We start from the raw sequence: 26,873 nt of genomic DNA, 5'->3' as shown, positions 1-26,873 counted from the left end.
CGTGGCACTCTCGGACCCCGGGGCGGGGACGGCGCCCTCCGGATGGGACGACGTGGTCGTCGGCGGCGGCTCATCGGGGGCGGTGCTCGCCGCCCGCCTCTCCGAGCAGCCCGGTCGACGGGTGCTGCTGCTGGAGGCGGGCACCGACCCGGCCGCCTCCGAAGCGGCGACCGGCGACATACCCGTGCTGTCCGGCGCCAACTGGGACTACTCGGCCTATGTCGACCGGCCCGGTCCCGCCGCCCGGGAGTACCCGTACCCGGTCGGCCGGGTCATGGGCGGCTCCTCGGCGGTCAACGGGGCGCTGGCCCTGCGCGGTCTGCCCGCCGACTTCGACACCTGGGCGGCAGCCGGGAACGACGCCTGGGCATGGCAGCACGTCCTGCCGTACTTCACCAGGCTGGAGGCCGACGCCGACTGCAAGGGCGACGAGCACGGCACGGTCGGCCCACTGCCGGTGCGGCGCACCGCACCGGCGGACCTCAGCCCGCTGGCGGCGGCCTTTCTGCGCGCCTGCGCCGCCCTTGGCCTGCCCGACGCCCCCGACCTCAACAGCACGGCGCACCCGGTCGGCGCGGGTCCGATCCCGCTCAACGCCCTCGGGCGGCGGCGGGTGTCCACGGCGGACGCCTATCTGACGCCCGCGCGGACCCGGCCCAACCTGACCGTATGGGACCGCTGCCAGGTCGTCAGGGTGCTGACGGAGGGCGGCCGCGCCACGGGGGTGGAACTGCTGCGGGAGGGGCGCTGCGACATCGTCCACGCCGACCGGGTCACGCTCTGCGCGGGCGCCGTCAACACCCCTGCCGTACTCCTGCGCTCGGGCATCGGGCCGGCCGGACAGCTGGCGGCGCTGGGGGTCCGGCCGGTGGCCGACCTGCCCGGCGTCGGCGAGAACCTGACCGACCATGCCATGGTCACCCTCTGGGCACTGCCCCGGCCCGGGGTCTGCCGGGACGGCGAGCCCATGCACCAGGTACTGGCCCGGGTGGCCGCAGCCGGCGCCCCGGACCTCAACCTCACGCTGGTCAACAACCTGTCGGGCCTGGCCGTGCCGGGGATCGCGGAGGTCCTGCGCGGCCGCGACGCCATGTCGCTGCACGCCACCCTGCTGACCCCGCGCTCCCGTGGCACCGTCACACTGCGGGACGCCGAGCCCGACACCCCTCCGGTCATCGCATTGCGGCTGGCCTCCGAGGCGGCGGACGTCGAGCGGCTGATGACCGGGATGCGGCTGGTGTGGGCACTCGTCCAGCAGGCCCCGCTCGGCGGGCTGCTGCGACGCGTCCTGCTGTGGACCGCGCGGATGGTGCAGGACGACGCGCTCCTGCGCAGCGCGGTGACGAGGTTCGCCTGCCCGGCGTGGCACCCCGTCGGAACCGCCCGGATGGGACCGGCCGAGGACCCGGCGGCCGTGGTCGACCAGCGCCTGCGCGTCCACGGGGTGGCGGGCCTGCGGGTGGTCGACGCCTCCGTGATGCCGTCGATCACCAGCGCCCCGACCAACCTCAGCTGCGTCATGCTCGCGGAGAGGGCTGCCGAATGGATGTGCTGACGACCCCCGGAGGTCCGGCGGCCCGCCCGAGGCAGGGCTGGGGGGTGAGCTGGCGGTCGGCGCCCGACGCGGCGCTGCGCCTCTTCTGCCTGCCGCACACCGGCGGGGGCGCCACCACCTACCGGTCGTGGGCCGCACAGCTGGGCCCCGACGTGGAGGTGGTCTCGGTGCGGCTGCCGGGCCGGGAGACGCGGTTCCGCGAGCGGCCGTACGCCCGCCTCGACGAACTCGTGCCCGCGCTCATCGAGGGGCTGGAGCCCTGGATGGACCGCCCCCACGCGTGGTTCGGCCACAGCATGGGCGCGCTGCTCGCCTACGAGGCATGCCAGGCGCTGCGCCGCTACGGGCTGCCGCAGCCGGTCCGGATGCTGGTCGCCGGCCGCCGCGCCCCGCACCTCCCCACCCGCGAGCGGCCGGTCCACGACGCCCCGGCCGCCGAGCTGGTGGCGCACCTCCAGGAGCTGAACGGCACCCCGCGCGAGGTGCTGGACAACGCCGGACTGCTGTCGGCGCTGCTGCCCACGCTGCGCGCGGACTTCGCCGTCTCGGAAACCTACGGCTGGCGTCCGGAGCCGCCGCTGGACTGCCCGGTCTCGGTCTTCGGCGGGACGGCGGACCCGGTGGCGAACGCCGAGGAGCTGTACGCGTGGCAGCACCACACCACCGCCGGATGCACCGTGCGGATGTTCGAGGGCAGCCACTTCTTCCTCCACGAGGACCCCGCGCCGGTCGTCTCGGCCGTGGCTGCGGACCTCCTACCGGACAGCACAGCACGGAGCGGGAGGGCATCGTGACCGAGCAGGCGACAACGACCCAGGGCGACACGGCTCGGGGCGGCACGCCCGAGGCACCGTTCCCGCTGACCGACCTCCAGGCCGCCTATCTGGTCGGGGCGAGTCCGCTGATGGAGCTCGGCGGCTTCCGGCCGACCCTCTACTACGAGCTGGACATGGTGGCCTTCGACCCGGCGCGGGCCGAGGAGGCGGTCCGCCGCCTGGTACACCGCCATGAGCACCTGCGGACCGTGATGCTCGCCGAGGGGGAGCAGCGCGTCCTCGGCGACGACGAGCTGGAGCCCTTCCGGCTGCACCTCGCGGATCTGACGGCGCTCACCCCCGAGCAGCAGGAGTCCGCGATCCTGCGGACCCGCCACCGGATGCGCGACCAGGGCCCGGACCCGACCGGCTGGCCGCTGTTCGAGATCACCGCCCAGCGCCTGCGGCCGCACCGTACCCGGGTGCACCTCGCGATGAGCCTGCTGCTGCTGGACTCCGGCAGCACCCGGCGGCTCCAGGACGAATGGTGGCAGCTGTACCTCGATCCGACCGCCGAGCTGCCGCCGGTGACCGGGACGTTCCGCGCATGCCTGCTGTCGCTGGCCGAGGCGGAGCGCTCAGATGCCCACCAGGCCCACTGGCAGTACTGGGAGTCCCGGTTGGACACCCTGCCGGACGCCCCGCAGCTCCCGCTCGCCCGCCGCCCGGCCACCATCTCCCCGGTGCGCCTCACCCGCCGCAGCTTCGTCCTCGGCCGGGAGCAGTGGCAGCGGTTCCGCGCCAACGCCCGCGCCCACCGGATCATGCCGACCACCGCGCTGCTGCATGTGTACGCCGAGGTGCTGGGCGCCTGGGCGGCCGCCCCCCGCTTCTGCCTCAATGTGCTGCATCAGAACTGGGTCACCCGGCACCCGGTGGCGGAGGGCGTGGTCGGCCAGTTCAGCGCGACGCTGCCGCTGGAGGTCGACCTCGCCGAGAGCGGCGACTTCTGGGCACGGGCCGCACGCGTGCAGCGCAGGCTCTGGCGGGACCTGGAGCACGCCGACGTCACAGGGGTCCGGGTCACCCGCGAGCTGGCGGGACGGCGCGGCTGGACGTCCGGCGCCGTGCTGCCGTACGTCTTCAACAGCATGCTGGGACCGGCCGAGCAGCGCACCCCGCTCCGCCGACCGGTGTGCCGCACCGTGCACACCGGACTGCGCACCCCCCAGGTCCTGGTCGACAACCAGGCCAAGAACGGACCCGACGGCGGCATCGAGTGCGTCTGGGACGTCGTGGACGAAGCCTTCCCGACCGGCCTGCCGGACGCCCTGTTCGACGCCTACCGGCGGATGGTGGAGACCCTGGCCGGTCCGGACGGCGCCCGGGTGGAGCCGGATCCGGTTCCACCGGCCCACCGGCAGCTGGTCTCGGCGCTGAACGCGCCCGCCGCGCCGCCGGAGGGCCGCCTGGAGGACGGCTTCCTGCGGCAGGCCCGCGAGCACCCCGACGCCCCGGCCGTGGTCACCTCCGGCCGGACGCTGACCTACGGCGAGCTGGAGGCCGTCTCGCGGGCCGCCGCCCGGTGGCTGGGCGAGCGCGGCATCGGCCGTGGCGACGTGGTGCCGGTGGTCATGGCCAAGGGCTGGGAGCAGGTCGCGGCCGTGCTCGGGGTGCTGCGCGCGGGGGCCGCCTACTGCCCGGTCGACGCGGGGCTGCCCGCCGAGCGGATCCGCCACCTGCTCGACGCCTGCTCCGCCCGGGCCCTCCTCGGCCAGTCCCACCGGGTACCGGCCCCGGGGGCGCTCGGTACCCTCCCGGTGCTCCCCGTCGACCTGGTGGAGCCCAGCGGCGACCCGGCTCCGAACCCTCCCGACCGCTCCCCCGACGACCTGGCGTACATCATCCACACCTCCGGCTCCACCGGGGTGCCGAAGGGCGTGATGATCCGCCACCGGGCGGCCCTCAACACGGTGCTGGACGTCAATGAGCGGATCGGACTCCGCGCCCCGGACCGCGTCTTCGGCATCTCCTCGCTAAGCTTCGACCTGTCGGTCTGGGACATCTTCGGCAGCCTCGCCGCCGGCGCCGCACTGGTCCTGCCCGACGCGACTCCCCGCCCCGACCCGCTGGGCTGGGCCGAGAGCGCGCACCGGCACGGCGTCACCGTCTGGAACTCGGTGCCCGCCCTCGCCGAGATGCTGGTGGAGGTCGCCGAGCAGCGCCCCGAGCTGGGCCGACCACCCGTCCGGGCCTTCCTGATGAGCGGCGACTGGATCCCCCCGACCCTCCCCGGGCGGATGCGGCGGCTGACGCCGGATGTCCGCGTCATCGCCATGGGCGGCGCCACCGAGGCCTCCATCTGGTCGAACATCCATGAGGTCGAGCAGGTGGACCCGGCCTGGCGCAGCATCCCCTACGGCGTTCCGCTGCGCGGCCAGACCATGCGCATCCTCGACCACCGGCTGGAGGTCCGGCCGCCGTGGGCCACCGGCGGCATCCACATCGGCGGCGCCGGCCTCGCCAGCGGCTACGCCGGCGATCCGGAGCGCACCGAAGAGCAGTTCATCCGGCACCCGGAGACCGGCGAGCGCCTGTACCGGACCGGCGACCTCGGGCGCTACCGGCCGGACGGCACCATCGAGTTCCTGGGCCGGGAGGACCGCCAGCTGAAGATCCAGGGATTCCGGGTCGAGCCCGGCGAGGTCGAGTCGGCGATCCGCGACTGCCCGGGGGTGGCGGAGTGCGCCGTCTGCGCGGCCCCCGTACCCGGCGGACAGCAGCGGCTGGTGGCGCTGGTGGTACCCGGGGACGGCGCGGCTCCCGAGCCCACCGTGATCGCGGAGCGGCTGGCCACCCGGCTGCCGTCCTATATGGTCCCGGGGCTGATCCAGGTGGTGGACCGCCTCCCCCTGACGGCGAACGGCAAGGTGGACGCCGCCGCGCTGGCCTCGCTCGCCGCCACCCGGCCCGCCTCGGACACCGCACCGCAGACCGGCCGCGCAGACTCCACGCCCGGCACACCCGGCGGGGCGGACGGCAGCCCGGACGACACGGTGCTGAAGCAGCTCGCCGAGGTGTGGGCCGAACTGCTCCAGGTAGAGCAGGTCGGCCCGGACAGCGACTTCTTCGCGCTGGGCGGCAACTCGCTGCTGGCACTGCGTCTGCTCAACCGGATCCGCACCGAGCTGGGCACGGAGGTGCAGTTCGGCCAGATCTTCGAGGCGCCGACGCTGCGGGCGCTCGCCGCCCGGGTCGCGGAGGACGGCCGGCAGAGCGGCTGCGCCGTCACGCTCTCCCGGGGGACGGGGACCGAGCTGTTCCTTTTCCATCCGGTGGGCGGCTCGGTCACGAGCTACCTCGGTCTGGCCCGCGCCTGGCCCGGACCGGTGCACGCCTTCCAGAGCCGTGCCCTGGCCCAGGGCACGGACCCAGCGGTGGAGCCGGACCTGGTGTCGATGGCCGCGTCCTACCTCGGGGAGCTTCTGCGGTTGACGCCCGAAGGCCCCTATCTGCTCGGCGGCTGGTCGATGGGCGGTGTCCTGGCGTACGAGGTGGCCCGCCTGCTGGCCGAGCAGGGCCACCGGGCGGACGTCTTCATGATCGACAGCAGTCCGGTCGAGCGGCGGCTGCCCGGCAGCGAGTCCGCCGGGCACCTGGAGTTCCTGCGGGACCTGGCCGGCGGCCGGCTGCCCGAAGGGGTGGCCGCCACCGTCACGGCGGCGGACCGGGGCGAACCGGCGGCAGCCGCCCGGGAAGCGGCGGTCCGGCACGGCCTGCTGCCCCCCGAGACCGACCTGGCCGGATACCGCAGGCTGATGCGGCTCCACGCGCACAACCTGGCGGTCCTCGGCGCCCACCGGCCCGGCCCGTCCGGGCTGCCCACGCTGCTCTTCGCGGCCGGCGCGGAGGAGCGGCGCCCCCCTTCCGAACTCGTCGACGCCTGGCGCGCGCTCTGCCCGGACATCGACGTCGTCGTACGCCCGCGCGACCACTACTCCATCGTCGCGGACGACGAGTCGGCAGCCATCGCCGAGCGGGTCACCGCCTGGCTGACCGAACCGCACCCCACAAGGAACGGATGAGATGACACAGGACGGACAGATGAACGGGACCTCGGACGCCGCCGCACGCATACTGCGGGACGCCTTCACGGGCGCCGTCCACCTTCCCGGTGACCAACCGTGGGACACCGCGCGGCTGGCCTGGATGCGCGGCGTCGACTCGCGGCCGGCGATCGTCGCCGAGGCCGCCGGCCCCGAGGACGTGCGGGCCGGAGTGCTCGCCGCCCGCGAGCACGGCCTGCCGTTCGCGGTGCAGTCCACCGGTCACGGCGCCGTGCTGCCCTCCGACGGCGGTCTGCTGCTGACCACCTCCCGGATGGCGGAGGTCACCATCGACCCCGGCAGCCGCACCGCCCGCGTCGGGCCCGGTGCGGTGTGGGCCGACGTCATCGCGGCCGCCGCCCCGCACGGTCTGGCCCCGCTGTCGGGCACCCCCTCGATCGGCGCCACCGGGTTCACCCTCGGCGGCGGCATCGGCTGGCTCTCCCGCAGGTACGGCTTCGCCGCCGACAGCCTGCTGAGCGCGGACCTGGTCACCGCCGACGGACGCCTGGTCACCGCCACCGCCGACGACCACCCGGACCTGCACTGGGCGCTGCGCGGCGGCAGCGGGAACTTCGGCGTGGTGACGTCGATGGAGGTCCGGCTCCACCCGGTCGCCCGGGTCCACGCGGGCATGGCGCTGTACCCGGTGGGGCGGGCCCGCGAGGTCCTCGCGTGCTACCGCGAGTGGGCGCAGGAGGAGCCGGACGAGCTGTCCACGGCGCTGCTGCTGATGCGTATGCCGCCGTTCCCGGGCGTGCCCGAACCGCTGCGCGGCAAGCAGTTCCTGGCCCTGCGGGCGTGCTTCGCGGGCTCCTCGGAGGAGGCCGAGCGGCACCTCAAGCCCCTGCGCGACGCGGCCGGGCAGCCGGTGGTCGACTCCATCGGGCCGATGGAGTTCGCCCGGTCCGGCGCCGCCATCACCGGCCCCCCGCCGCCGCCGATGGTCGCCCGGCAGCAGATCGACCTCTTCCGCACGCTGCCGGACGAGATGCTGGAGACCATCGTCGAGGCTGCCGGTGAAGGCGCCGCCTCGCCGCTGATGTCCTCGGTCGAGATCCGGCACTGGGGCGGCGCGATGGCCCGCCCGGACGCCGACGCCGGGCCGGCCGGCCACCGCGATGTGCCCTTCTCGGTGATCACCACCGCCATGGTCGGCACGCCGGAACAGCAGGTGACGGTCGATGCCTGGGTCGACGGGCTGACCGATCGGCTGCGCCCGCACGCCACCGGCGGTACGTTCCTGAACTTCCTCACCGACCCGGCCAGGACGCGCAGTGCCTTCACCGCCGCGAACTGGGCACGCCTGGTCGAGGTGAAGCGGACCTGGGACGGCGACAACTTCTTCCGCCTCAACCACAACATCCCGCCGAACTGACCAGCCGGGTGGGCTGCCTCCCCCGGCCCCTCGTGACCCGGACACACCGACGTCGTTCACCGTGCAGGTACGGGATCAGCGACGCGAACCGGGGGAAGCGGCCATGCACCGCATCGTCAACACCGAGCAGTCCACGGCGTGGAACGGATACGAGGGCAGCCACTGGGCGGCCCACCAGAGCCGCTACGACGCCGTCAACAGCGGCTTCAACGACTGCCTGCTGACGGCAGCCGCCATCGGCGTGGGGGACCGGGTACTGGACATCGGCTGCGGCAACGGCCAGTCGACCCGGCTGGCCGCCCGGCTGGCCGCTCAGGGGCATGCCACCGGGGTGGACCTGTCGGAGCCGATGCTCGCCCGGGCGCGGGCCACCGCGACCGCCGAGGGCATCGCCAATGTGGCCTTCGTACAGGGCGACGCCCAGGTCCATCTGTTCCCGGAGGGCCGGTTCGACGTGGCCGTCAGCCGTTTCGGGGTGATGTTCTTCGGCGACCCGGTCGCCGCGTTCCGCAACATCCGGCGGGCGCTGCGGCCGGGCGGCCGTCTGGCCTTCGTCTGCCTCAGGGGCATGGACCGCAGTGACCTCGGGCAGGTCCTCGCCGCCCTGTCCGAGCAGCCGGCGCACTCCGGCGGCGCCGCCGCACCGGCCGCTCCGGGCGCGGTCTCGCTGGCCGACCCGGTGGCCATCCGCCAGGTGCTCACCGAGGCCGGCTTCGAGCAGACCGAGCCGACGGCCGTCGAGGCGGTCCAGCTCTGGGGCCGGGACGCGGTGGACGCCGGGGAGTTCCTCGGCGGCTGGGGGCCCGTGCGCCACCACCTGGCCCAGGTGGACCGGGTGGCGGCGGCACGGGCCCGCCGGGCGCTGACCGAGGCGATGCGGGCCTACGAGGGGCCCGGCGGCGTGCGGCTGCGCTGCGCCGCCTGGCTGGTCGCCGCCACGCGTGCCTAGCTCCTGACTCCTAGCGGGCCACGCCCAGGACATGCAGGTACAGCACTGCCGAGTTGACGCCGTCCAGGCCCAGCAGCTGGTTGACCGCGTCGTCGTAGTAGCCGCTCAGCCCGACCACGGACTTGCCGAGCCAGGTGGCGACGAGGGACAGGTTCTGCCCGAGGTGCCCGCTCTCCTGGAGGACCAGCCGGTAGGAGCGGAGCCCGTAGTGCAGCCGCTGGTAGGTCAGGTCGCCCACGGTGAAGATCCAGAGTGGGCAGTGGGCGGCGTCGATGTTGCCACCCGCCTTGGGCGGGGTGGCGACCGCCGGATCGGTGGCGGGCGCGGTGCGCCGCAGCTCGGCCGAGAGGTCCCTGCTGCCCAGGCGGTGCAGGGCGTGGCCGTCCGGGTCGTACAGATAGGTGCCGCGAGGCAGCCCCTCAATGTCGTGGCAGTACAGCACCAGGTGCAGCGGGTACCGGGTGCCCCCGCTGGGGTAGGGCCGTACCCGGTAGGTCAGCTCCGGGCTCATCTCCTTCTCGGTGGTCACCGCAGCCGAGTAGTGGAGCAGGGTGCTCAGCTCGGTGAGGGTGACCGGGCCGCCGTACCGTCCGTAGGAACTGCGGCGGGCGAGCAGGACGTCCTCGAAGCGCGGCCCCGACGGGCCGGGCGGCTCCGGGGCGGGCAGCGCGACGGTCGCCTCAGGGGGTCCGGACTGCCATCGGCCGGCCGTCGAGGCATGGACCAGGTCGGGCCGCTGGTCGATCAGCCGGGTTTCGAAGTACTTGCTCTGCTCATGCAGCTGACGGTCGACCGCGCCCGGGTGGTCGGCGAAGAACGGCTCGCGCGGGCCCGGTGCGGCCAGCGCCATCGACATCAGCCAGGCGGCTCGGAACTCGTCCTGCGGCGACAGCCCGAGCTGGCGGCCCGCCGCCGCGACCAGCCGCCGGAACGCCTGGTGCGGCGGGTCCGCGCTCCGACCGGCGGCATGCGACTCGACAAGTGCCGCCCAGGTCTCACCGTGCAACCGGTGCCGGATGCCGAGGACATCGGCCGGGGCGGCGATCCGGTCCACCGTCCAGTCGTGGTGGCGCAGCCATTCGGCCTCGTTGCGGAAGAACTCCGCCTCGGCCTCGGCCCGCGCACCGGCGACCTCGGCCGCCTCGCTCAGTGCGCAGGCGTAGTCGCGCAGCCACCGCACCGTACCCGCCCAGTCGGCGCCGGTGGCGCGGGCTGCGGAGAGCAGCAGCGCCGCTGCGGCCTGCACCCGCTTGGGGCGCGACCGGGTCTCCGCGAGCAGGGCGACGGCCGTCCCCGTGGACGCTGCCAGGTACGCTGCGCACGGCTCGGCTGCGGCGTCGAGCTGCTGCTCGACCACGCTCTCTCCCGGTCGGCCGCCCAGCGACTCCTCGATCAGAGCGCGCAGTTCGGCTCTCTGTCTGCGGTCGGCGCCGCGCAGGCCGATGCGCAGCCGCGCCGCGCCGTCCGCCGTACGCGGCCGGTCCAGGTACCAGCTCTCCAGAGCGGCGTCGGCCAGCGCACCGGCCGCCCAGGGGCGGACGGTGGTGACCAGCAGCCGCTCCAGCCGGTCGGTGTCCTGCTGGACGCGGACGTCAAGGCAGTGCCAAGCGCCGGTTCCCGTTTCGGAGGTTCCGTCACCGACGTTCTGGGTCATGAGGTTCGCGGTCATCCGCCACCTGTCCTCGTTGGGTGTTGATGCGCGGACCATCGCCTGGCACGCGCCGGGAGGGGGAGCTGCGCAGCGGCCGCACCGGGCCGCAGGCGGCCGCCGCGCGCGGTCAGGCTGCGGCCACCGGGGCGTCCAGGTCGGGCAGTGCCAGCAGGATCGGCGGGCGGGCCCAGTCCAGCGGGCGCAGATTCAGGTCGAGGTCCAGCTGGGTGCCCGGGCCGATCTCCACCGGTCCGACGGTGTCGAGCAGCAGGGGCCGTGGACTGGAGCACGAGGCGTCGTCCGGGTACGCCCCGTGGGCCACTGCGTGGATGTACCAGACACCGCTGGGCACCCGTGTCATCCGGTAGGAGCCCGGCTGGGTGACGATCGCTCGGGTAGCCGGACATCGCTCCAGGATCGGGCTGTCGAACACCCCCACGTACACGGCCTGCACGCTCTGGTCCGTGGCGTGGATCGTTCCGGAGATCGAGCCGGTGGTGCCGGGGATCGCCTCGCCTTCGACTGCCTCGTCGCCGCTGCCGAGGCCGCCACGGCGCAGGTCCCGGTACTGGGTCGGCGAGCACCCCACCGACTCGGTGAAGCGCCGGGTGAAGCTGCCGGTGCTGCTGTAGCCGACATGGGCGGCGATGTCGGACACATTGAACGATGTGGTGAACAGCAGCCGCTTCGCCTCCTCCAGGCGAACGGCGCTGATGAACCGACCTGGTGTCACACCGGTCACGCGTCTGAACGTCCGCAGGAAATGGAATTTGCTCACCATCACCGTCTCCGCCAGCTCGTCGAGACTGAGGGGTTCGCGGTACCGCTCTCGTATCGTGCTCACGGCACGCTCGATCAGATAGTCCATGCTTGCTCCCAGTGAATGGTGGTGACGCGCATAGAATGTGGCCTTGTGGCACTATGGACAGACTTGGACGGAATGCGTTTCACTTCCCCGACCTGCGTCATCGCCTGACGGTCGGAGTCGACTTGCGGTGAATTCCGGCGATTCAGCCGGCCACCGGAAGGAATGGGCCGGGGGTGCCGCACGTACCGGCGGACGCACTGCGCCACTGCGGGTATGCGAGTCTCGGGCAGACACTCACGATGCAGATCCCCCCTGATCGCTCGTCCGGGCTGCGGACCACCGCCGCCTCAGGGCCGACACCTCGATGGTCACAGGTCGAACAGCCGTCTGTCTTCTTCGCCCTTGCGCTTTCTAGAGGGCGACCCTAGTAAGACTGGCGCCGAGGGTCGTGGCGCAGAAGACCAGCTCGGCCCGGAGCGCGGCACTCACCGGCTCCGCAGACTCCCCCTGGCCGGTTCCCGCACCCGCTCCGGCCATCGGCGTGCGCGACGTCGGCGCAGCGCAGCCCGGCGGGCACGGGGGCGATCAGAACGAGCCATGTGCTCCTCTCGAAGGAGGTGAGCATGGAATACTTCGCCCGTCGCAGATTTTTCGCTCTCTCGGGGGGAGAAGCCAGTGCACCTGAGTCCGAAACAGCAGCAGATCTTCTCATTGATCGTGGAGGGCTGTTGCAGTAAAGAGATAGCGAAGCGTTTGCAAATGTCCGACCGTACTGTCGAGTCCCACCTTCAGCGGCTGTACGACAAGCACGGCGTGCACAACCGTGCGGCCCTCGTCGCCAAGTGGCTGATCGAGGGTGGCAGACCCTGCGACGTGCCGGGGAATCCCTAGCACGGACGCTGCCGCAACGTTCCGGAATTGCAGCGCAACCTCCAGTGATGTGGACTGCCGCTTGGCGCGGTCCACGCTAGCCGCCGGTCACCGGGGTCATCACGTCCGGGATCCCCACGTCAGTGACGTGACGGGCCGCAAGTCACCGGTGGCGCACCTGGTGCTTTCGGCCACCCCGGGAGCGGGCGCCACCGTGCGGGCATGCTTCGGCCGGCCCTCGTCAGGTGAGCCGAGGGCCGGCCGAAGCAGGTCGGATCCGGGGTCTAGAGGCCGACCTCGCGCATCAGCTGGCCGACCTCGGGGTTGGTGAGGCGGCGCAGCCAGCCGGACTTCTGGTCGCCGAGCGCGATCGGCCCGAAGCGGGTGCGCACCAGCCGCTCCACCGGGAAACCGGCCTCGGCGAGCATGCGGCGCACGATGTGCTTGCGGCCCTCGTGCAGGCTGACCTCGACCAGGTAGTTCTTGCCGGTGTTCTCGACCACCCGGAAGTTGTCGGCGCGGGCGAAGCCGTCCTCCAGCTCGATGCCCTCCCTGAGCCGCTTGCCCAGGTCGCGCGGGATGGGCCCGATGATCGCGGCGAGGTAGGTCTTGGTGACGCCGTACCGGGGGTGGGTGAGGCGGTGGGCCAGCTCGCCGTGGTTGGTGAGCAGGATGATGCCCTCGGTCTCGGTGTCGAGCCGGCCGACGTGGAAGAGGCGGGTCTCCCGGTTGGTGACATAGTCGCCGAGGCACTGGCGGCCGTCGGGGTCCTCCATGGTGGAGACCACTCCGGCGGGCTTGTTGAGGGCGAAGAAGAGGTAGGACTGGGTGGCGACGGTCAGGCCGTCCACCTTGATCTCGTCCGTCTCCGGGTCGACCCGGACGCCCTGCTCGCGTACGACGCTGCCGTTGACCTCGACGCGGCCCTGGTCGATCAGCTCCTCGCAGGCGCGGCGGCTGCCCATACCGGCCCGGGCGAGGACCTTCTGGAGGCGCTCGCCCTCGGGCTCGCCGAAGGTCTTGGGCACGGTGACCCGGGGCTTGTCATGGCGGGCGCGGACGGCGTCCTCCAGCTTGGCCTCCAGCTCGCGCGAGCGCGAGGGTCGCTGCTGCGGTCCACGGCCGCGACCGCCGCCCTGGCCACCCTGACCCGCCGGGCCGCCCTGGCGCCCCTGACCGCCCTGACCGCCCTGGCGCCCCTGGCCGCCCTGTCCTGCCGGGCCGCCCTGGCGCCCCTGACCGCCTTGGCCACCCTGCCCCCTGCGGGGCCCGGAGGAGCTGCCGCCGCCGGGCCGCCCGGCGCCGTACTCGCCGTAGCTGCGCTCCTCGGGGCGCGGCGGCCGGCCGCCGCGCTGCTGCCGCTCGTCGCGCTGGTTCCCTGCGCCCCGGTAGTTGCTCCCTCGGCTGCCGCTCTGGCCTCGGCCGGAGCCGCCGCCCCGATTGTCGTTCCCGCTGCGGTTGCCACCCTGGCCGCCGCTGTTCCTGCCGCTGCTACGCATTGAAAGTCCGTTGTCGATTCCGTCGTCGGCCGAGCTGAAATGTCGCTGTCACGTCGTGCTGGCGATGTCACCACTGTCCCGTGCGGCAGCCACCGCCTCGGCAATCGCGGAGCCCTCCAGCGACTCCGCTTCCACGTCGTCGGCCTCGGGCAGAAAGGGCGCCAGCTCCGGCAGCTCGTCCAGGCCGCGCAGCCCCATCCGCTCCAGGAAGTAGTGTGTCGTCCGGTACAGGATGGCACCTGTCTCGGGTTCGGTGCCCATCTCCTCCACCAGACCCCGCTGTACCAGCGTACGCATCACACCGTCGCAGTTCACACCACGCACGGCGGAGACCCTGGAGCGGGACACCGGTTGACGGTACGCGACAACCGCCAAGGTCTCCAGCGCGGCCTGGGTGAGGCGGGCCTGCTGGCCGTCCAGGACGAAGCGGTCGACGGCCGGTGCGCACCCGGCCCGGCTGTAGAAGCGCCACCCGCCGGCCACCGAGCGCAGGTCGAAACCCCGGCCCGCCGCCGTGTACTCGGCGGAGAGGTCACGCAGCGCTGCCGCGACCTCCTGGCGGGACCGCTCCAGGACGGAGGCCAGGTGGGCCTCGGTGGCCGGTTCGTCGACGACCATCAGGATGGCCTCAAGCCCGGCCTTGAGCGGTACGGCGGCAAGCCCATCACCGTCCACGTCCCCCTCCACGCCCCCGTGCTGCCGTTCGTCGTCCCCGGCGGCGCTGGGCTGGGGCAGCCGGACGGGAGGCACGGCCACGGGGCCCTGCGGGGCGGTCTCCGGCTCCGGCTCCGGCTCCGCCTCTGCGACCGGTTGCCGGGTCTGCCGGGCCTGGTGCGCCGGCGGCAGCTGCTCGGCGGGCCGGGGCCTGCCGGGCACCCCCAGCGGGCGCCGGGCGGGCCTGGGCCGGGGCTCGGAGGGGTCCGGGCCGTGGTGGTCGTGCTCGTCGGGGTTCTTCACCGGTCACCGCTCCCTCTGCTGCCGTGCCGCTCCTGGCCGTCCTCGTCCGGCTGCTCGGGCGGCCGGTCGAACTCGTCGGTGACCTCGATCTCGCGTCCGTCCTCGCCGATCCACACCACCTGGAGCTCCCCCAGCGCCTCCGGCTGCTCCAGCGCGACCACCCGTTCCCGGTACAGCTCCAGCAGCGCCAGGAAGCGGGCGACCACCGTGAGGGTGTCGCGGGCGTCCTCGATCAGGTCGGCGAAGGTCGCCTCCCCCGCCACCCGCAGCCGCTCGACCACCAGCGCCGCCTGCTCCCGGACGCTCACCGGAGGGGTGTGGATGTGGTCGACGTAGACCACCGGCTTGGGCTTGGGGGCCATGGCCCTGGCCGCCAGCCGGGCGAAGCGCTCCGGGCCGATGGTGATGACGACCTCGGGCAGCAGCTCGGCGTGGTGCGGCTCCAGGCCGACCGTACGCGGGCGCTGCCGCTGCTCGGCGGCCCAGCGGTCGGCGAAGACGGCGGCGGCCTGCTTGTAGGCGCGGTACTGGAGCAGCCGGGCGAAGAGCAGGTCGCGGGCCTCCAGCAGGGCCAGGTCCTCCTCGTCCTCGATCTCGGCGGCGGGCAGCAGCCGGGCGGCCTTGAGGTCGAGCAGGGTGGCGGCGACGACCAGGAACTCGGTCGCCTGGTCGAGGTCCCAGTCGGGGCCCATGGCGCGGATGTGGGCGATGAACTCGTCGGTGACCTTGGAGAGGGCGACCTCGGTGACATCCAGCTTGTGCTTGGAGATGAGGCTCAGCAGCAGGTCGAACGGGCCTTCGAAGTTCTCCAGCCGCACCTGGAAGCCGCCCTGCGGCCCCTCGGGCGACTCGGCCGACTCGGGCGATTCCACCGACTCGGGCGACTCCAACGACTCAGCCGGTCCGCCCGGCTCCGGGATGGACTCGGGCGCCGCGCCGGATGGGGTCTCCGGGCGGGGCGGGGTGTCCTGGGGCAGGTCGTGGTCGCGGATGGTCGGCATCGCAGTCCATGGTGTGCCCTCCGGCGGTCCGAAGGCGCGCGGCGGCGCCGACACGCGGGGCACATGGCCCGGAGGGAGTCCCCCGGGGACGCGGTCGGTCAGCGTCCGCGCAGGCGGCGTACCAGGATACTCGCCTCGCCCCGCTGCTCCAGGTCGGCCAGGACCACGGCGACCGCCTCGCGGACGATCCGGCCCCGGTCGACGGCGAGTCCGTGCTCGCCGCGGAGCACCAGGCGGGCGTGCTCCAGATCGATCAGCTCCTCGGCGGAGACATACACGGTGATCTTCTCGTCGTGCCGCTCCCGGCCGCTGGGCCGCCGGGTCGCGCTGCGCGCCTTGCGGCGCGCGGCCCCGTCGGCGGCGGGCGCCGCGACGCCGTTGACGGCGCCGCGGGCGCCCTGGCCGGGGCCCCGGCGGGGGTCGCCCGCGTCGGCGGGGGCGGCGCTGCCGTGCTCCTCGCCGGCGGAGTCGTCGCCGCCTGCGGGCCGCAGGCGTTCGCCGGGGTGGCCGCCGTCCTCGGGGAGCCGCTGCTCGCCGCCTGCGGCATCGCCCTGGGCGCTGCCCGCACCCCGGGCGGTCTCCGGCCGGGCCGGGTCCTGCTGCCGGGCGAGGGACGGCGACAGGGCCATTCCCCCGGTGGTCCGGAACAGTTCGTCGGCCCCCGGGAGACTCACGCGGCGGGGCACCGGGCAAGCACCTCCCTGGCGAGCTGGCGGTAGGCGGCGGCGCCGACCGAGTTGGTCGCGTACGTGGTGATCGGCTCACCGGCCACGGTGGTCTCCGGGAACCGCACGGTGCGGCCGATGACGGTGTGGAAGACATGGTCGCCGAACGCCTCGACGACCCGGGCCAGCACCTCGCGGCTGTGCACGGTGCGCGAGTCGTACATGGTGGCCAGGATGCCGTCGAGCCGCAGTTCGGGGTTGAGCCGCTCGCAGACCTTCTCGATGGTCTCGGTGAGCAGCGCGACCCCGCGCAGCGCGAAGAACTCGCACTCCAGCGGGACGATCACGCTGTGCGCCGCCGTGAGGGCGTTGACGGTGAGCAGGCCCAGCGACGGCTGGCAGTCGATGATGACGTAGTCGTAGTCCGGCAGCAGCGGCTTGAGCGCGCGCGCCAGCGCGGACTCCCGGGCCACCTCGCTGACCAGTTGGACCTCGGCGGCCGACAGGTCGATGTTGCTGGGCAGCAGGTCCATGCCGGGCACGGCGGTCTTCAGCAGCACCTCGTCGGCGGTCATGCCCCGCTCCATGAGCAGGTTGTAGACCGTGACGTCCAGCTCCATCGGGTTGACGCCCAGGCCCACCGAGAGGGCGCCCTGCGGGTCGAAGTCGACCAGCAGCACCCGGCGGCCGTACTCGGCAAGCGCGGCGCCCAGGTTGATGGTGGACGTGGTCTTGCCGACGCCGCCCTTCTGGTTGCACATGGCGATGATCTGCGCGGGTCCGTGGTCACCCAGCGGCGCGGGGATCGGGAAGTACGGCAGCGGCCTGCCGGTCGGGCCGACGCGCTCGCGGCGCTGCCGGGCGGCGTCCGGGGCCAGCGTGGCGGCGTACTCGGGGTCCGGCTCGTACTCGGCGTCGGGGTCCTCGTAGGACCCGTAGGGGAACTCGCCGTAGGAGAGGCCGTGTTCGAGGATCTCGCTGTCGCGGTCGGCAGCCTGACGTGCCTCGAAGGTACGGACGGCCACCGCGCCGACGGCATGCAACCGGGTGCCGGAGTCCTCGCCCGGCTGGCCGGCGGCGTGCTCCGCCAGTCCTGGCTGACCACCCCCGGGAGCAAATGTCGACTCATTCACAAGTCGTCTTACCTCCTTGGCGACCAGGACACTTCTCGATTGGTCAGCGTGAAGACAGAAGAGAGAACGCCGACGGTTCGCGACTCTAGGCGGTTTCAGGCGTTCGCAGCAACACAATCCACGGTAGTCGGCACGATGTGTCGGGTACGCAGGTCCCGCCTGTCAAGGGACGAACAGGGCTGTGACGGCAACCTTTCGCCACGGCCGGAAACCGACAGGTCGCGTCATTCCATGGCGGGGGTGAGGTAGGACACACATGTTGACGTGGCGACATATCCAGCCGTCGGCCGGAAGCGGGCATGCCTGAGGGCGGGACACCGCGTGGGTGTCCCGCCCTGGCCGGCAGACCGGAATACCGCCTCTCGACGAATCCGCGACACTGCGCCGGCGGCCGTACCGCGCCGGGTCAGGCGAGCACGGTGTCCAGGTCGGCGGCGTGCAGCCCGTGGGCCTCGGCCACCGGGCCGTAGGTGATCTGGCCCTCGTGGACGTTGAGGCCCTTGGCGAGCGCCGCGTCGCGCTTGCACGCCTCCTTCCAACCCCGGTTGGCCACCTCGACGATGTAGGGCAGCGTGGCGTTGGTCAGCGCGTAGGTGGAGGTGTTCGGCACCGCGCCCGGCATGTTGGCGACGCAGTAGAAGACCGAGTTGTGCACCGGGAAGGTCGGCTCGGCGTGGGTGGTGGGACGCGAGTCCTCGAAGCAGCCGCCCTGGTCGATGGCGATGTCGACCAGCACCGATCCCGGCTTCATCCGGGAGACCAGCTCATTGGTGACCAGCTTGGGGGCCTTGGCACCGGGGATCAGCACCGCGCCGACCACCAGGTCCGCGTCGAGCACCGCCTTCTCCAGCTCGAAGGCGTTGGAGGCGATGGTGCGGATGCGGTTGCCGAAGATGCGGTCGGCCTCGCGGAGCTTGTTGATGTCGCGGTCGAGCAGGGTGACGTTGTAGCCCATGCCCAGCGCGATGGTGGCCGCGTGCCAGCCGGAGACGCCGCCGCCGATCACCACGGCCTTGGCCGCCGCCACGCCGGGGACGCCGCCGGGCAGCACACCACGGCCGCCGGCCGGGCGCATCAGGTGGTACGAGCCGACCTGCGGGGCCAGCCGGCCCGCGACCTCGGACATCGGGGCGAGCAGCGGGAGGGCGCCGTTGGCGAGCTGCACCGTCTCATAGGCGATGGCGGTGGTGCCGGCGTCCACCAGCGCGTCGGTGCACTCCAGGGAGGCGGCGAGGTGCAGGTAGGTGAAGAGGACCTGGCCCTTGCGCAGCCTGTGGTACTCCTCGGCGATGGGCTCCTTCACCTTGAGCACCATGTCGGCGGCGGCCCAGACCTCGTCGGCGGTGCCGAGGATGGTCGCGCCGGCGGCCGTGTACTCCTCGTCGGGGATGGAGGAGCCGACGCCGGCGTCGTGCTCGATGACAACCTCGTGGCCGTTGCGGACCAGCTCATGCACGCCGGCGGGCGTGATGGCCACGCGGTACTCGTGGTTCTTGACCTCGCGGGGGATGCCGACCTTCACGGCTATACACGTCCCTTGCCCTGGGGTTCCCGACCGGCGGAAGACCGGCGGGTGGTCGCATGGCGGGGCACACCGTTGTGCGACGCCGCTCCGCAACTGGGTTCGAGTGTAATGAAGCCCAGGCGTTGCACCAGCCTTACAAACCGACCAAATATTCAGGGACCATTGGCACTTTCGTAGGCTTGCGAGAGGACCAACCACACCAAAGGGGATGTTTCACCCTCTCCCACCAATCATTCCAAACCCGGCACCCGGGCCGCCTGCGCCCGGTGCAGCCGGGCCCCCTCCGGGTCGCCGGTCCGCTCCAAGGTCTCCGCCAGGGCCAGCAGCGCCCGGGACTCCAGGGCCGGATCGGCGCTGAGGCGGGCCACCGCCAGCGCCTCCCGGTGGGTGAGCAGCGCCTGCTCCGGCTCCCCGGCCCGCAGCAGCGCCCGGGCCGCCTCCAGCCCCACCGCCACCCGGGCCGCGTCGTCCCCGAGCCGGCGCAGCAGCGCCAGCGACGCCCGGTACTCGCGCGCCGCCTCCTCGAACCTCCGCTGCCCGGCCAGCGCCTCGGCCAGCCGGGCGGTCAGCCGGGCCTCCTCGCGCGGCTCGCCCCGGACGCGGCGGGCGGCGAGCGCCCTGGCGTACCAGTCGGCCGAGCGCACCGCGTCCCCCAGCGCCCGGTGGGCCCCGGCCACGGCCTCCAGGACCCGGGCCACGGCCGCCTCGTCACCGGCCGCCCGGGCCGGCTCCAGCGCGGCGTGGCAGCGCTCCAGCGCCCGGCGGTGGTCGCCGGCGGCGGCGAGCAGGGTGCCCAGGTTGACCAGCGCCGCCGCCTCCCGCCCGGGCGAGCCGCCGCGCCGGGCGACGGCGAGGACCAGGCCGTGCAGCTCGTACAGCACGGCGGGGTCCACCGCGCCGGCGGCGGGCAGCGTACGCACCAGGGCCCCGACCAGCCGGTCGGCCGGGCCGTCCAGGTCGGCTGCGGCCACCGCGTCCCGGGCCGCCGCGCAGAGCACGGGCTGCTCACGGCCCAGCCAGTCCCGGGCGTGGGCGGCGGAGTGCAGCCGCAGCGCGCCCGGCAGCGGTTCGGGGGCGGGGCGGTCCGGCTCCGGGGCCAGCAGGGCGCGGCAGGAGTCCACCAGCCGGACCAGCCGCTCCAGCAGCCTGGCCCGGGCCAGCTCGGTCTCGGCGGGACGTTCGGCCTCCGCCAGCAGCCGGGCGAGCAGGGCGTGCAGCCGGGACGGCAGGCGGTAGCGGACGGTGCCGTCGGGGGCGGCGGGCTCCTCCTCCAGCAGCTGCTGCTCGGCCAGTACCCGCAGGATGTGCTCGGCCGACCCGGCCGGGCAGCCGGCCAGGGCGGAGGCGGTCCGGCGGTCGGCGACGCCCTCGGGGGCGAGGACCAGCAGCCGCAGCATCCGGGCGTGCGCGGAGGGCAGGCCCCGGTAGAGGAGGGCGAAGGCGCGGTGCAGCGGGTCGCCGGTCGGCGGGCCCTGCGGCTCCCCCGCCGCCCCGGCCTCCCGGGCGTCCCGGGCCTGCGGTACGGCCACGGCTGCGGCGACCGCCCGGCCGCTGCTGGTCGGCCCGCTGGGGGCCCGGCAGGCGGCGGCCTCCGGGGCGGGCGGGTGGTCCGTGCCGGAGGCCGCGTCCGGCGGGCGCGGCGGGGAGGGCACGGGCTCGGGGGCGCGGCGCGGACCCCCACAGCCGGGGCCCGCTCGGGCCGCTCGGGGTATGCGGCGGCGTCCGGCCCCGGCCGCGCGGCACCGTCCGGGTCGACGGGCGGCACGGCTGCCGGGCCCGGCGCTGCCGTGCCGGAGACCAGGACCTCCCACACGGAGAGGTGGTCCGGCGCGGCTGCCGATCCCGGCGCGGGCGCGGGTAGGGGCGTCGCGGAGGTGACCGCCTGCCACACCGAGAGGTAGTCCCCGCCGTCCTCCGGGTCCGGTCCGCCCGTCGGCCGGTGCGCTGCGGCCGGCTGCCGGGGCGGCGCCGGGCGGACGCCGGAGTCCGCATCCGGCGTCGGCGCCCGGCCCGCGGACGCCCCGGCACCGGTGGGCTGCCCCGCCGTCGGCGGGTGATCCTTGTCACCGGCGGGCTCCCGGCGGGAGGTGTCGGCGAGGGCCTGGACGGCGTCGGGGACGGCGGCGCGCGGGCGGGTACGCAGCCAGCCGGCGGCCAGCCGCAGGGCGCCGGGGTGGCAGCCACATGCCTCGGCGAGTTCGGCGGCGCCGACGGGGTCGCAGACGATGCGGGTCTCCCCCACCAGGCCGGTGAGCAGGGCCACGGCGGAGGCGGGGTCGAGGCCGCCGAGTACGCAGGGGCGGGCGTCGGCGATCCCGGTGAGCGGCCCGGCGGCGGTGGCCACCACAAGGCACCCGGGCTCGTCGGGGATGAGCGGTTCCAGCTGTGCGGCGTCCTGGACGTCGTCCAGGACGAGGACGACCCGCCGCCCGGTCAAGGCCCGGCGCAGCGCGGAGCAGGCCGGGTCGGCGGCATCGGCTGCGGCGTCATCCGTTCCAGGGTCGGCGGGCAGGCCGACCGCGGCGGGGTCCTCGCCGAGTGCGGCGAGGAGGTGCCGGGCGGCCTGCCCCGGCGCGATGCGCCGCCCGTCGGCCCCGCCGAGCCGGGCGAAGAGCTGCCCGTCGGGGTAGTCGGCGGCGGCGGTGCGGGCGAACCGCACCGCCAGCGCGGTACGGCCGGAGCCGGGCCGCCCGGCGACGACCAGGACGCGGCTGCGGCGGGCGGCCCCGGCCGGTTCGGAGCGGCTGAAGCCGGGTCGGACGACCTCGGCGCGCAGCGCGGCGAGTTGCGCCTGCCGGCCCACGAAGGGGACGGGGTCGGGTGGGAGCAGGGCTGCGGCGGGCTGCTTCCCGTGGCGTACCGGGTCGACCGCCGCCGTCTCACCTGCCACGCGCGCCACTCCTGACACTCCATCACCCGGCAGGCGCGGCGCCTGCACAGCCTGTTGAGCGGAAGGGTAGTTCACCAGGTCGGGACCGCCGGGCTTCCTCCGGTCGTACCAGCCGATGATCACCCGTTGGGCGTCATGGAGCGGGCGTCATGGGGCGGGCATCATGCGGGGCGGGCGTCATGCGGGGAACGGCCGGGCCTGCCAGGGAGCGTCGGCGGGGCGCAGCCCCTCAGGGCCGCCGCCGCCCAGCATGGCGTGGGCGGCGAGCGCACCGGTGACCAGGGTCGGGTTGTGCAGCTCTCCGGCGAAGGCCAGCCGCACCAGGTCCGCCAGCGGCACCCAGGCGACCTCGATCTCGGTCTCCTCGCCCTCGCTCTGGTGGCGCTCCCCCTCGGCCTGGCCGAGTCCTCGGGCCAGGAAGATCCGCAGGGCCTCGTCGGAGCTGCCGGGCGTGGTGTAGATATCGACCAGCACCCGCCACTGCTCGGCCTTGCAGTGGGCCTCCTCGTACAGCTCCCGCCGGGCGGCGTGCAGCGGGTTCTCGCCGGGGACGTCCAGCAGCCCGGCCGGGATCTCCCAGAGCCGCTGCCGCACGGGGTGCCGGTACTGGCGGATCACCAGGACCCGCTGCGCGTCGTCCAGGGCGAGCACGGCGACCGAGCCGGGGTGCACCTGGTAGTCGCGGCGGGCGGCGGAGCCGTCCGGCATCCGCACCTCGTCGGTCCGCACCCCGGTGACCCGGCCCTGGAAGGGGGTCACGGAGGAGAGGACCGGCCACTCCTCCGCCCGGTCGCGGATGTCGGCTGCGCTGCCTGCCATCGGGTCTGCCACCTCTTCTTTCGGGGGTCGGCATCGGGGTCGCGTACCGGCCCAACCTACGCGACGGCGACCGCGCAAGATCGCGCGGACGCCGTCGCGTTGGTGGTGCGGCGGACGCCGTTACCGCTGCGGCTGCTCCTGCTGCCGGGCGATGGCGGCGGCGACCAGGCCCGCGAAGAGCGGGTGCGGGCGGGTCGGGCGGGACTTCAGCTCCGGGTGCGCCTGGGTGGCGACCAGGTAGGGGTGGACCTCGCGCGGGTACTCGACGTACTCCACCAGGTCGCCCTTGGGCGAGAGGCCGGAGAAGACCAGTCCGGCCTTCTCCAGGTCGGTGCGGTAGGCGTTGTTGACCTCGTAGCGGTGGCGGTGGCGCTCCTCGACATAGGGCTCGCCGCCGTAGACCTCGCGGACGATGGAGCCCTCGGCGAGCTTGGCCGGGTAGAGGCCGAGCCGCATGGTGCCGCCCAGGTCGCCCTTGCCCTCCACGATGTCGAGCTGCTCGGCCATGGTGGAGATCACCGGGTGGGGGGCCGCCGCGTCGAACTCGGTGGAGTCGGCCTCGGCGAGCCCGGCCAGGTTGCGGGCGGCCTCGATGACCACGCACTGGAGGCCCAGGCAGAGGCCGAGCAGCGGCACCTTGTTCTCACGGGCGTAGGTGATGGCGGCGACCTTGCCGTCCACCCCGCGCTCGCCGAAGCCGCCGGGGATGCAGATGGCGTCCACGTCGCCGAGGTGGAGCCGGGCGCCCTCGGCGCTGCGGCAGTCGTCGGAGGTGACCCACTTGATCTGGACCCGGGCGTTGTTGCCGAAGCCGCCGGCGCGCAGCGCCTCGGTGACCGAGAGGTAGGCGTCGGGCAGGTCGATGTACTTGCCGACCAGCGCCACCCTGACCGTGTGCTCGGGCTGGTGGACCCGGCGCAGCAGGTCGTCCCACTGGGTCCAGTCCACATCGCGGAACGGCAGGTCGAGCCGGCGCACCACATAGGCGTCCAGGCCCTCGCTGTGGACGACCTTGGGGATGTCGTAGATCGACGGCGCGTCGGGGCAGGCGATCACCGCCTCCTCGTCCACATCGCACATCAGGCTGATCTTGCGCTTGATGGCCTGCGGGACCTCGCGGTCGGCGCGCAGCACGATGGCGTCGGGCTGGATGCCGATGTTGCGCAGCGCGGCGACGGAGTGCTGGGTGGGCTTGGTCTTCAGCTCACCGGAGGGGCCGATGTAGGGGAGCAGCGAGACATGGACGAAGAAGACGTTGTCCCGGCCGACCTCGTGGCGGACCTGGCGGACGGCCTCCAGGAAGGGCAGCGACTCGATGTCGCCGACGGTGCCGCCGACCTCGGTGATGACCACGTCCACCTCGTCGGTGGCCATCCGGCGGATGCGGGACTTGATCTCGTTGGTGATGTGCGGGATGACCTGGACGGTGTCGCCCAGGTACTCGCCGCGCCGCTCCTTGGCGATCACCGTGGAGTAGATCTGGCCGGTGGTGACATTGGCCGAGCCGTGCAGGTTGGTGTCGAGGAACCGCTCGTAGTGGCCGATGTCGAGGTCGGTCTCGGCGCCGTCGTCGGTGACGAAGACCTCACCGTGCTGGAACGGGTTCATGGTGCCCGGGTCCACGTTGAGGTACGGGTCGAGCTTCTGCATGGTGACCCGGAGGCCGCGCGCCTTGAGGAGGGCACCGAGGCTGGAGGCGGTGAGCCCCTTGCCCAGCGAGGAGGCCACACCCCCGGTGACGAAGAGGTGCTTGGTCGTCTGGGTCTTGCCGGAGTGGGGCAGTGCCAAGAGGGGGCTCCCGTGGGTCGCAGGTCGTGGCTGACGCCTGTGGAGTGGGGTTCCGGCTCTGCTCGCCGGCGACGGTCACCCGGCGGCCCGGGGAGGGGTCGCGGGGGGCGTCGGGGTGGCGGGTACGGTGCGGTGAATCCCACCAGTCCACGGGGTACCAGGGTATCAGCGCCCGAGGCGGTGCGTGTCCGCGCGGTCCCCCGGAGGGGCTGGGGCCCTGCCTGGAAGGATCACCTCCGGATAGTCCGCAGGGGTGGTACCGCATCCTCCGCACGGGCTACTTTTCGCACGATCATGGTCGATCGGGCACGTCGTGATCGCCCGAGGTCTCCACAGGGGCTCCGTCCGTCGTATTCTGCACGGACGCATCGCCGACGTCGGGGCAGTCGGTCGCAGGGGGGCGGACGACGCTCCCTGCCGCCGTCCACACCCCGCACCTGGAGCCCGCCGAGGCTTCCACGGCCCCCGGGGCACCACCCGCGCCCCAAGGGAGCCTCCTGCCGCCACCGTGCAACGGCCCCCACCATGCCCGCTGTCGGACGATGCCGTGCACCATCGCGAACTGGAGATCCACGTGGCCGGCCGTATCGAGGACTACGCACTCATCGGGGACATGCAGACCGCTGCCCTGGTCAGCAGGGATGGGGCGGTGGACTGGCTCTGCCTGCCCCGCTTCGACTCCCCTGCCGTATTCGCCGGGTTGCTCGGCACCGACGAGCACGGGTTCTGGCGGATCGGGCCGGCCGACGTGCCCCCGGCACCCGCAGCCTTCCCGCAAGTCCTGCAACATGAACTCAGCGAGTTCGAATCCAGCGGCGAACTGCGCATCCCCGCCACCGCCCACGCCCCGGCCGTCCCCGCCGACCGCCGCCGCTACCGAGGCGACTCCCTCATCCTGGAACAGGAGTGGGACACCGAGCGCGGCAGCGTCCGGGTGACCGATTTCATGCCGCCCCGCCACCTCACCGAGGGCAGCGGCGTCCCGCAGATGATCCGCATCGTCGAGGGCCTCTCCGGCCGGGTCCGGATGCGCTCCGCCCTGCGGATGCGCTTCTCCTACGGCCGCGTCGTCCCCTGGGTCCACCGCATCGACGAGCCCGACGGCTCCTACCGCACCGTCGCCGTGGCCGGACCCGACTCCGTCTGGCTGGACGGCGAGGCCGAGAGCTACGGCCGCAACCTCACCACCTACTCCGACTTCACCATCCGCAAGGGCGAACGCGTCGCCTTCGCCCTCACCTGGCAGGCGTCCCACCTGCGCGCCCCCGACCGCCCCGACGCCGAAGCCGCCCTCGCGGCCACCGAGGAGTTCTGGCGCGGCTGGGTCGAGCAGTGCACCTTCTCCGGCCACTACCGCGAACCCGTGATCCGCTCCCTGATCACCCTCAAGGCCCTCACCTACGCCCCCACCGGCGGCATCGTCGCCGCCCCCACCACCTCCCTGCCCGAGGACATCGGCGGCGTCCGCAACTGGGACTACCGCTACACCTGGCTCCGCGACGCCGCCATCACCCTCTCCTCACTGCTGCGCACCGGCTACCGCGAAGAAGCCCGCGCCTGGCGCGAATGGCTGCTCCGCGCCGTCGCCGGCGACCCCGAAAACCTCCAGATCATGTACGGCATCGCCGGCGAACGCGAACTCGGCGAAATGGAACTCGACTGGCTCCCCGGCTACGAGGGCTCCACCCCCGTACGCACCGGAAACGGCGCCGCCGACCAACTCCAGCTCGACGTCTACGGCGAAGTCGTCGAAGCCCTCCACCTCGCCCATATGACCGGCCTCGCCCGCAGCGACCACGCCCACCTCCTCCAGCTCAAGCTCATCGGCTACCTGGAGAAGCACTGGACCGAACCCGACGAGGGCATCTGGGAGGTCCGCGGCCCCCGCCGCCACTTCGTCCACTCCAAGGTCATGGCCTGGGTCGCCGTCGACCGCACCATCAAACTCCTCGAAGGCACCCCCACCGACGGCCCCATCGAACGCTGGCGCAAACTCCGCGACGACATCCACCGCGACGTCTGCGACAAGGGCTACGACACCGAACGCAACACCTTCACCCAGTACTACGGCGGCAAGGAGCTCGACGCCTCCCTGCTGCTCATCCCCCAGGTCGGCTTCCTGCCCCCCGACGACAAGCGCGTCATCGGCACCATCGAGGCCATCCAGCGCGAACTGCTCACCGAGGACGGCTTCGTCCTCCGCTACCCCACCCACGGCCAGGACGGCCGCAATGTCGACGGCCTCCCCGGCGACGAGGGCGCCTTCCTCGCCTGCTCCTTCTGGCTCGCCGACGACCTCGCCATGATCGGCCGCGTCGGCGAAGCCCGCGACCTCTTCGAGAAACTGCTCGCCCTGCGCAACGACGTCGGCCTGCTCGCCGAGGAATGGGACCCACGCCGCAAGCGCCAGGTGGGCAACTTCCCCCAGGCGTTCAGCCACGTCCCCCTCATCGACACCGCCCTCCGCCTCAACGCCAGCGGCGCCTACCAGGAACGCTGACAAGACGCTGAGCAGAACCGCCGC

The 26,873-nt window shown here is 73.5% G+C and carries 18 protein-coding genes and 1 pseudogene; 7 read left to right on the top strand and 12 right to left on the bottom strand.

Features of this window, described 5'->3' with window-relative positions; genetic code table 11:
• Nucleotide 1: 1 nt before the first annotated feature.
• From mftG to C7M71_RS24550, 5 genes are all read left to right on the top strand, one after another.
• Nucleotides 2–1,555, top strand: coding sequence for a mycofactocin dehydrogenase MftG (gene mftG, locus C7M71_RS24570; RefSeq protein ID WP_111489499.1), 1,554 nt, complete (start codon nt 2–4; stop codon nt 1,553–1,555).
• Complete coding sequence (locus C7M71_RS24565) at nt 1,543–2,349, top strand: thioesterase II family protein (RefSeq protein WP_111489500.1); 807 nt, start codon at nt 1,543–1,545, stop codon at nt 2,347–2,349. The genes mftG and C7M71_RS24565 overlap by 13 nt, the downstream gene beginning before the upstream one ends.
• Complete coding sequence (locus tag C7M71_RS24560; protein ID WP_162824349.1) at nt 2,346–6,395, top strand: non-ribosomal peptide synthetase; 4,050 nt, start codon at nt 2,346–2,348, stop codon at nt 6,393–6,395. Before C7M71_RS24565 ends, C7M71_RS24560 begins: the two co-directional genes overlap by 4 nt.
• 1 nt (nt 6,396) lies before the next feature.
• Nucleotides 6,397–7,794: an FAD-binding oxidoreductase gene (locus C7M71_RS24555; protein WP_229758887.1), complete on the top strand. Its 1,398-nt coding sequence runs from the start codon at nt 6,397–6,399 to the stop codon at nt 7,792–7,794.
• 103 nt (nt 7,795–7,897) lie between these two features.
• Nucleotides 7,898–8,743 carry a class I SAM-dependent methyltransferase gene (locus C7M71_RS24550; RefSeq protein ID WP_111489502.1) on the top strand — a complete coding sequence of 282 codons (846 nt, stop codon included), beginning with the start codon at nt 7,898–7,900 and terminating at the stop codon, nt 8,741–8,743.
• Nucleotides 8,744–8,753: 10 nt separating this feature from the next.
• On the opposite strand, the gene C7M71_RS24545 is transcribed toward C7M71_RS24550, so the two are convergent.
• Complete coding sequence (locus C7M71_RS24545; RefSeq protein ID WP_162824348.1) at nt 8,754–10,412, bottom strand: SagB family peptide dehydrogenase; 1,659 nt, start codon at nt 10,410–10,412, stop codon at nt 8,754–8,756.
• Nucleotides 10,413–10,521: 109 nt separating this feature from the next.
• Nucleotides 10,522–11,238, bottom strand: coding sequence for a helix-turn-helix transcriptional regulator (locus C7M71_RS24540; protein WP_162824347.1), 717 nt, complete (start codon nt 11,236–11,238; stop codon nt 10,522–10,524).
• Between the two features lie 639 nt (nt 11,239–11,877).
• Here C7M71_RS24540 and C7M71_RS24535 point away from each other — a divergent pair.
• On the top strand, nt 11,878–12,093 hold the full coding sequence (locus C7M71_RS24535; RefSeq protein WP_111489505.1) for a response regulator transcription factor: 216 nt from the start codon (nt 11,878–11,880) through the stop codon (nt 12,091–12,093).
• A gap of 263 nt (nt 12,094–12,356) precedes the next feature.
• Here C7M71_RS24535 and C7M71_RS24530 read toward each other — a convergent pair whose 3' ends face one another.
• From C7M71_RS24530 to C7M71_RS24485, 10 genes and pseudogenes are all read right to left on the bottom strand, one after another.
• Complete coding sequence (locus C7M71_RS24530) at nt 12,357–13,571, bottom strand: pseudouridine synthase (protein ID WP_114914542.1); 1,215 nt, start codon at nt 13,569–13,571, stop codon at nt 12,357–12,359.
• A 48-nt stretch (nt 13,572–13,619) separates the two neighbouring features.
• Nucleotides 13,620–14,189 carry an SMC-Scp complex subunit ScpB gene (scpB, locus tag C7M71_RS24525; RefSeq protein WP_229759225.1) on the bottom strand — a complete coding sequence of 190 codons (570 nt, stop codon included), beginning with the start codon at nt 14,187–14,189 and terminating at the stop codon, nt 13,620–13,622.
• Nucleotides 14,190–14,524: 335 nt separating this feature from the next.
• On the bottom strand, nt 14,525–15,529 hold the full coding sequence (locus tag C7M71_RS24520) for a segregation and condensation protein A (protein ID WP_111495366.1): 1,005 nt from the start codon (nt 15,527–15,529) through the stop codon (nt 14,525–14,527).
• 98 nt (nt 15,530–15,627) lie between these two features.
• Entirely contained in the window at nt 15,628–16,158 is a 531-nt protein-coding gene (locus tag C7M71_RS24515) for a hypothetical protein (protein WP_229758885.1), read from the bottom strand.
• A gap of 41 nt (nt 16,159–16,199) precedes the next feature.
• The gene (locus C7M71_RS24510; RefSeq protein ID WP_111495132.1) at nt 16,200–17,285 is read right to left on the bottom strand and encodes a ParA family protein; all 1,086 of its coding nucleotides are present in this window, start codon (nt 17,283–17,285) and stop codon (nt 16,200–16,202) included.
• 448 nt (nt 17,286–17,733) lie between these two features.
• Nucleotides 17,734–18,849, bottom strand: a complete 1,116-nt coding sequence (gene ald / locus C7M71_RS24505; protein WP_111495130.1) for an alanine dehydrogenase — start codon at nt 18,847–18,849, stop codon at nt 17,734–17,736.
• Between the two features lie 233 nt (nt 18,850–19,082).
• The gene (locus C7M71_RS24500) at nt 19,083–20,504 is read right to left on the bottom strand and encodes a hypothetical protein (RefSeq protein ID WP_114914540.1); all 1,422 of its coding nucleotides are present in this window, start codon (nt 20,502–20,504) and stop codon (nt 19,083–19,085) included.
• 794 nt (nt 20,505–21,298) lie between these two features.
• A pseudogene (locus C7M71_RS32150) lies at nt 21,299–21,655 on the bottom strand (hypothetical protein); the annotation flags it as partial.
• Between the two features lie 264 nt (nt 21,656–21,919).
• Nucleotides 21,920–22,561, bottom strand: coding sequence for an NUDIX domain-containing protein (locus tag C7M71_RS24490; RefSeq protein WP_111494426.1), 642 nt, complete (start codon nt 22,559–22,561; stop codon nt 21,920–21,922).
• Nucleotides 22,562–22,681: 120 nt separating this feature from the next.
• A complete protein-coding gene (locus C7M71_RS24485) occupies nt 22,682–24,349 on the bottom strand; it encodes a CTP synthase (RefSeq protein WP_175607741.1) in 1,668 nt (555 codons plus the stop codon).
• A 574-nt stretch (nt 24,350–24,923) separates the two neighbouring features.
• Here C7M71_RS24485 and C7M71_RS24480 point away from each other — a divergent pair.
• On the top strand, nt 24,924–26,849 hold the full coding sequence (locus tag C7M71_RS24480; protein ID WP_111494430.1) for a glycoside hydrolase family 15 protein: 1,926 nt from the start codon (nt 24,924–24,926) through the stop codon (nt 26,847–26,849).
• The last annotated feature ends 24 nt before the right edge of the window (nt 26,850–26,873 follow it).

It is taken from the genome of Peterkaempfera bronchialis, assembly GCF_003258605.2.
GTDB classification, from domain to species: Bacteria; Actinomycetota; Actinomycetes; order Streptomycetales; family Streptomycetaceae; genus Peterkaempfera; species Peterkaempfera bronchialis.
This window is presented reverse-complemented; position numbering and strand designations above follow the sequence as displayed.

Excerpts from the sequence above, each read along its gene's own strand:
- C7M71_RS24565 (WP_111489500.1), top strand. The coding sequence starts at position 1,543 with ATGGATGTGCTGACGACCCCCGGAGGTCCGGCGGCCCGCCCGAGGCAG.
- C7M71_RS24555 (WP_229758887.1), top strand. The coding sequence starts at position 6,397 with ATGACACAGGACGGACAGATGAACGGGACCTCGGACGCCGCCGCACGC.
- C7M71_RS24550 (WP_111489502.1), top strand. The coding sequence starts at position 7,898 with ATGCACCGCATCGTCAACACCGAGCAGTCCACGGCGTGGAACGGATAC.
- C7M71_RS24545 (WP_162824348.1), bottom strand. The coding sequence starts at position 10,412 with ATGACCGCGAACCTCATGACCCAGAACGTCGGTGACGGAACCTCCGAA.
- C7M71_RS24530 (WP_114914542.1), bottom strand. The coding sequence starts at position 13,571 with ATGCGTAGCAGCGGCAGGAACAGCGGCGGCCAGGGTGGCAACCGCAGC.
- scpB (WP_229759225.1), bottom strand. The coding sequence starts at position 14,189 with ATGGTCGTCGACGAACCGGCCACCGAGGCCCACCTGGCCTCCGTCCTG.
- C7M71_RS24520 (WP_111495366.1), bottom strand. The coding sequence starts at position 15,529 with ATGCCGACCATCCGCGACCACGACCTGCCCCAGGACACCCCGCCCCGC.
- C7M71_RS24515 (WP_229758885.1), bottom strand. The coding sequence starts at position 16,158 with ATGGCCCTGTCGCCGTCCCTCGCCCGGCAGCAGGACCCGGCCCGGCCG.
- C7M71_RS24490 (WP_111494426.1), bottom strand. The coding sequence starts at position 22,561 with ATGGCAGGCAGCGCAGCCGACATCCGCGACCGGGCGGAGGAGTGGCCG.